The sequence below is a fragment of the Streptomyces sp. NPDC041068 genome (assembly GCF_040647455.1).
Classification (GTDB): Bacteria; Actinomycetota; Actinomycetes; order Streptomycetales; family Streptomycetaceae; genus Streptomyces.
Map to the genome: position 1 here is coordinate 637,297 of NZ_JBEZCG010000003.1, position 6,000 is coordinate 643,296.

Sequence of the window (6,000 nt, forward strand, 5' to 3'; positions counted from 1 at the left end):
GCGTACAGTCCGGGAGCCGCCCCATGACGTCCTCAGCGAACCCTGCGCCGCTCTGGCAGCCGAGCCCGGAGAGGATCGCCGACGCCCAGGTCACCAGGTTCCAGGCCTGGGCCGCCGAGCACCACGGGGCCCCGGCCGACGGTGGCTACGAAGCGCTGCACCGCTGGTCGGTCACCGAGCTCGACACGTTCTGGAAGGCCGTCACCGACTGGTTCGACGTCCGGTTCTCGACCCCCTACGCGCGCGTGCTGGGCGAGCGGACCATGCCGGGCGCCGAGTGGTTCCCCGGTTCGACCCTCAACTACGCCGAGCACGCACTGCGCGCCGCCGACGACCCGGCGCGCGCGGACACCCCCGCACTCCTCCACGTCGACGAGAGCCACGACCCGCAGCCCGTCACCTGGGCCGAGCTGCGCCGCCAAGTGGGCTCCCTGGCAGCGGAACTGCGCACGCTGGGCGTACGCCCCGGAGACCGCGTCAGCGGCTACCTGCCGAACATCCCGCAGGCCGTCGTCGCCCTCCTGGCCAGCGCCGCCGTCGGCGCCGTGTGGACCTCCTGTGCCCCCGACTTCGGCGCCCGCAGCGTCCTGGACCGCTTCCAGCAGGTCGAGCCGGTCGTCCTGTTCACCGTCGACGGCTACCGCTACGGCGGCAAGGAGCACGACCGCCGCGACACCGTCGCCGAGCTCCGCTCCGAACTGCCCAGCCTCCGCGCGGTCGTCCACATCCCGCTCCTCGGCACCGAAGCCCCCGAAGGCGCCCTGGAATGGGCGGACCTCACCTCCGCCGACGTGGCCCCCACCTTCGAACAGGTCCCCTTCGACCACCCCTTGTGGGTGCTCTACTCGTCCGGCACCACCGGCCTACCCAAGGCGATCGTCCAGTCCCAGGGCGGCATCCTCGTCGAACACCTCAAGCAGCTCGGCCTGCACTGCGACCTGGGCCCCGACGACCGCTTCTTCTGGTACACGTCGACCGGCTGGATGATGTGGAACTTCCTCGTCTCCGGCCTCCTGACGGGCACCACGATCGTCCTGTACGACGGCAGCCCCGGCTACCCCGACACCGGCGCCCAGTGGCGCATCGCCGAACGCACCGGGGCCACCCTCTTCGGGACCTCGGCCGCATACGTCATGGCCTGCCGCAAGGCGGACGTCCACCCGGCCCGCGACTTCGACCTCTCCAGGGTCACGTGCGTCGCCACGACCGGCTCCCCGCTGCCACCCGACGGCTTCCGCTGGCTGCACGACGAGTTCGCCGACACCCCGGGCGGCCTGTGGACGGCATCGGTCAGCGGCGGCACGGACGTCTGCTCCTGCTTCGCGGGGGCCGTACCGACCCTGCCCGTCCACATCGGCGAGCTTCAGGCCCCCTGCCTGGGCACGGACCTCCAGTCCTGGGACCCGCAGGGCAAGCCGCTGACCGACGAGGTCGGCGAACTGGTCGTCACCAACCCCATGCCGTCCATGCCCATCCACTTCTGGAACGACCCGGACGGCACCCGCTACCACGACAGCTACTTCGACACCTACCCCGGCGTCTGGCGGCACGGCGACTGGATCACCCTCACCTCACGCGGCTCGGTGGTCATCCACGGCCGCTCCGACTCCACACTGAACCGGCAGGGCGTCCGCATGGGCTCCGCCGACATCTACGAAGCCGTCGAACGCCTCCCGGAGATCCGCGAGTCCCTCGTCATCGGCGTCGAGCAGCCCGACGGCGGCTACTGGATGCCGCTCTTCGTGCACCTCGCCGAGGGCGCCGCACTCGACGACGCCCTGCGCGACCGCATCAAGCACACCATCCGCGAGCAGCTCTCACCCCGCCACGTCCCCGACGAGGTCATCGAGGTCCCCGGCATCCCGCACACCCTCACCGGCAAGCGCATCGAGGTCCCCGTCAAGCGTCTCCTCCAAGGCACAGCACTGGACAAGGCGGTCAATCCGGGCTCGGTCGACAACCTCGACCTCCTCGGGTTCTACGAGGACCTGGCCCGCAAGCGCACCTGACACCGACGTTCCCCCGCAGCTCGGCAGGCGTTGTCAGTGCCTCTCGTTACGCTGAGTGAGCATTGATCGACCGAATGCAGGGGGAACCATGGCGCACAGCCGACACGACACGATGCGACGCGCCCTGCGCCGCGAAGTCGCCGGAACCATCGGCCTGTTGGCCGACGAGGAGGACTTCGCGGCGATGCGCCGCTACCGCACCTTTACCTTCGACGACCACGAGACCTATCTCCAGCAGGTCGAGACCCTGCTCAGAAGCCTCGCCTCCCAGGGCGGGCACACCACCGTCGCGCTCTTCGACCCCGAGGAGTTCGAGGAGTACTGCGCCGAGACGGGCCTGGACCCGGACGCCCCCGTCAGCCGCACCCGCTTCACCTCCGAACTGGCGGCAGGCGGCCCCACCATCCCGTACGAGGGCCAGCCCCTCGCCGACCTCGTCCCCGACCTCGTCGACGAAGCGGTCAGGCAGGCCACTTGGGAGTACGCGACGATGGTGCTCGCCCGCGCAGGCACCTGCGCGACCTGCGGCGAGGACATCGGCCGGGCCGCGTTCACCCGGGCCTCGGAGCTGATCACCAAGGCCCTCGACCCCTCCGGCCCAGGCACCCGGCACCTGGTGTGCAGCGTGCCCTCGGACGCGGAGACCCTCCTCGCCGCACTCCACGTCGAGATCGAAGCCGACGGCCGGGCCCGACTGGACGAGACCGAGGCCCTGGAGTTCACCTCGGTCCTCGCCGTCGGCATCGCCACCCACCGCGCGGCGGGCATGGTGCTGCGCGCGGGCGCCGACGGCACCCGCGACCGCGTCCACGGCTGGCGCCTGAACGGCGGACGACTCCAACCCCTCACCGCGGCCGAGGTCTTCGACGCGTACTGCACCGACGCCATCTCCGGAGAGCTCGTCGCCCCGGAATCCGGCGTCGACTACTGCGCGGCCCCCGACCTCGAAGCCGGCGAGCCCCACGGCGGGCACACGCACTGAACGCCCGAGGGGCGCCCCACCAGTCGGTGGAGCGCCCCTTGGAAACAGCCAGCGGCCGATTACTCGCCCGAAAGCACCGCCTGCGCGGCCTTGCGGGCCTCCTCGGCGGTGTCCGCGGCACGCGCCGCCGACGCGGCACGCTCGCACTGCGCCAGCGTGTACTTGCCGAGCGTCGCACGCACGTAAGGAATGGACGCCGCACCCATCGAAAGGGAGGTGACACCCAGACCGGTCAGCACGCATGCGAGCAGCGGATCGGACGCGGCCTCACCGCACACGCCACAGCTCTTGCCCTCGGCCTTCGCCGCCTCAGCGGAGAGCGCGACGAGGTCGAGCAGCGCGGGCTGCCACGGGTCCTGCAGCCGGGACACGGCGCCCACCTGACGGTCCGCGGCGAACGCGTACTGCGCCAGGTCGTTGGTGCCCAGCGACAGGAACTCGACCTCCTGGAGGATCGAGCGCGCCCGCAGCGCGGCCGACGGAATCTCGACCATCGCGCCGAACTTGGCCTGCAGCCCCGCCTCGCGGCACGCGTCGGCGAACGCCTTGGCGTCGGTGCGGTCCGCGACCATCGGCGCCATGACCTCGAGGTAGACGGGCAGCCCCTCGGCGGCCTTGGCCAGCGCGGTCAGCTGCGTCCGGAGCACCTCGGGGTGATCGAGCAGCGACCGCAGCCCACGCACGCCCAGCGCCGGGTTCGGCTCGTCGGCCGGCGTCAGGAAGTCCAGCGGCTTGTCCGCACCGGCATCCAGCACACGCACGACGACACGGCCCTCGGGGAAGGCCTCGAGCACCTTGCGGTACGCCTCGACCTGCTTCTCCTCGGACGGCGCCTTGGTGCTGTCGTCCAGGAAGAGGAACTCGGTACGGAACAGACCGACGCCCTCGGCACCCGCCTCGACGGCAGCCGGGACATCGGCGGGACCGCCGACGTTGGCGAGCAGCGGAACCTTGTGCCCGTCGGACGTCGCACCCGGCCCGGTCGACGCGGCGAGCGCGGCCTTGCGCTCGGCGGCGGCGGCCTCGAGCTGCTCCCGCTTCTCGGCGCTCGGGTCCACGAAGATCTCACCGGTGCTGCCGTCGACGGCGACAACCGTGCCCTCGGCGAGCTCACCGGCACCCGGCAGCGCAACGACAGCCGGCACCCCGAGCGCACGCGCGAGGATCGCGCTGTGGCTGGTGGGCCCGCCCTCTTCGGTGACGAAGCCCAGGACCAGCGCCGGGTCGAGCAGCGCGGTGTCCGCGGGCGCGAGGTCACGCGCGATCAGTACGTACGGCTGGTCGCTGTCCGGCACACCGGGCATCGGGACGCCGAGCAGCCGCGCGACGATACGGTTCCGCACGTCGTCGAGGTCCGCCACACGACCGGCCATGTACTCACCGGCACCGGCCAGCAGTTCGCGGTAGTGGGAGAACGCGTCGTACACGGCACGCTCGGCCGTGCTGCCGACCGTCACGCGCCGATCGACGTCGGACATGAGCTCCGGGTCCTGGGCGATCATGGCCTGCGCCTCGAGCACCGCCTGGGCCTCGCCACCGGCCAGATTGCCGCGCGCAATCAGGTCGGCCGCCACAGCTTCCACCGCCTGGCGAGCGCGCCCCTGTTCGCGCTCGGCCTCCTCCGCGGGAATCTGCTTCGCCGGCGGCTCGAGAACCGCCGTACCCATGTGCCGAACCTCGCCGATCGCCACACCGTGGCTCACACCGACGCCTCGCAGCGTTGTCTCCATTTCACCCGTCTCCGATAGTGCGACGGGCCCAGCCGCCGCGGTGGTTGAACTACCTGCCGTCAGCGACGGCGATGACGTCACTTCCAGCTGAAGAGAGCGTCGCCGGCCTTCACGTCGCCGTCCTCGACGAGGTCGGAGAGGGACTCGGCCGTGGCCTCGAGGGCCACGATCGGGCACACCGGGGACTTGCCGGCGGCCTCGACAGCGGCCGGGTCCCAGCGCACCACGGCCTGGCCACGCTGTACGGTGTCGCCCTTGTTGACGAGCAGCTCGAAGCCCTCGCCATTGAGCTGAACGGTGTCGATGCCGAGGTGCGTCAGCACGCCGTGGCCCTGATCGTCGACCACCACGAAGGCGTGGGGGTGAAGGGAGACGACGATGCCGTCCACGGGAGAGACGGCCTCGGACGCCTCGCGCACGGGATCGATGGCCGTGCCGGGCCCGACCATCGCGCCGGAGAACACGGGATCCGGTACAGCAGAGAGCCCAATGGCACGTCCTGCAAGCGGGGACGAAACACTCGTCATGGCAAGCCTCCCAGGGGGTGGAGATTCATGGCCGCCGTCACTACCTGTCCTGGACGGCGCACTGTTCAGAAGGGTAAGTCATAAGAAGTCCCGGTTCCGCATGTGAGGTCCCGGTTGGCAGACGTAGAGGCAGAGCACAAACGATTTGCGCCTGCCCCGGACCGGATGTAGAGTCGGACTCCTGCCTGAGGCCGTGGGACGCGGTACAGCGTCCGGTCTCGGCAGCATCCTTCACGTCAGATCCTAATCTCTGGGTCCGGTTCCGCATGCCTGCGGTGATCGTGGTCAGAGAGACGAATGAGATCTGATAAAGTCGGAGCCGCCGGAAAGGGAAACGCGAAGGCTGAAAGGCCGGAGCGGGAACCGGAAAGGCACCGAGGAAATCGGACACGAAAGAGTCTGATAGAGTCGGAAACGCAAGAACAAAAGAAACACCGAAGGGAAGCGCCCGGAGGAAAGCCCGAGAGGGTGAGTACAAAGGAAGCGTCCGTTCCTTGAGAACTCAACAGCGTGCCAAAAGTCAACGCCAGATATGTTGATACCCCGTCTACTGGACAGCAGTCCGGTGGCGAGGTTCCTTTGAAAAAGTCCTGTACGGCATGACCGTGCAGGCAGCACAGCGAGGACGCTGTGAACCGGGAGATTATTCCTCTCCTTGGTTCCGCTCTCGTGTGTGTCGTCCCGATTACGGGAAAACATTCACGGAGAGTTTGATCCTGGCTCAGGACGAACGCTGGCGGCGTGCTTAACAC

Annotated in this window: 4 protein-coding genes; 2 read left to right on the top strand and 2 right to left on the bottom strand. The window is 69.6% G+C overall.

Annotated elements, in window-relative coordinates; all coding sequences use genetic code 11:
• The first annotated feature begins 23 nt into the window (after positions 1-23).
• Both AB0B50_RS09930 and AB0B50_RS09935 read left to right on the top strand, forming a co-directional pair.
• Positions 24-2,009: an acetoacetate--CoA ligase gene (locus tag AB0B50_RS09930; protein WP_362328186.1), complete on the top strand. Its 1,986-nt coding sequence runs from the start codon at positions 24-26 to the stop codon at positions 2,007-2,009.
• Between the two features lie 88 nt (positions 2,010-2,097).
• Positions 2,098-2,991 carry a hypothetical protein gene (locus AB0B50_RS09935; protein WP_362328188.1) on the top strand — a complete coding sequence of 298 codons (894 nt, stop codon included), beginning with the start codon at positions 2,098-2,100 and terminating at the stop codon, positions 2,989-2,991.
• Between the two features lie 59 nt (positions 2,992-3,050).
• On the opposite strand, the gene ptsP is transcribed toward AB0B50_RS09935, so the two are convergent.
• Positions 3,051-4,721: a phosphoenolpyruvate--protein phosphotransferase gene (ptsP, locus tag AB0B50_RS09940; protein WP_362328190.1), complete on the bottom strand. Its 1,671-nt coding sequence runs from the start codon at positions 4,719-4,721 to the stop codon at positions 3,051-3,053.
• A gap of 77 nt (positions 4,722-4,798) precedes the next feature.
• Positions 4,799-5,248: a PTS glucose transporter subunit IIA gene (locus tag AB0B50_RS09945; protein WP_362328192.1), complete on the bottom strand. Its 450-nt coding sequence runs from the start codon at positions 5,246-5,248 to the stop codon at positions 4,799-4,801.
• Positions 5,249-6,000: the final 752 nt, after the last annotated feature.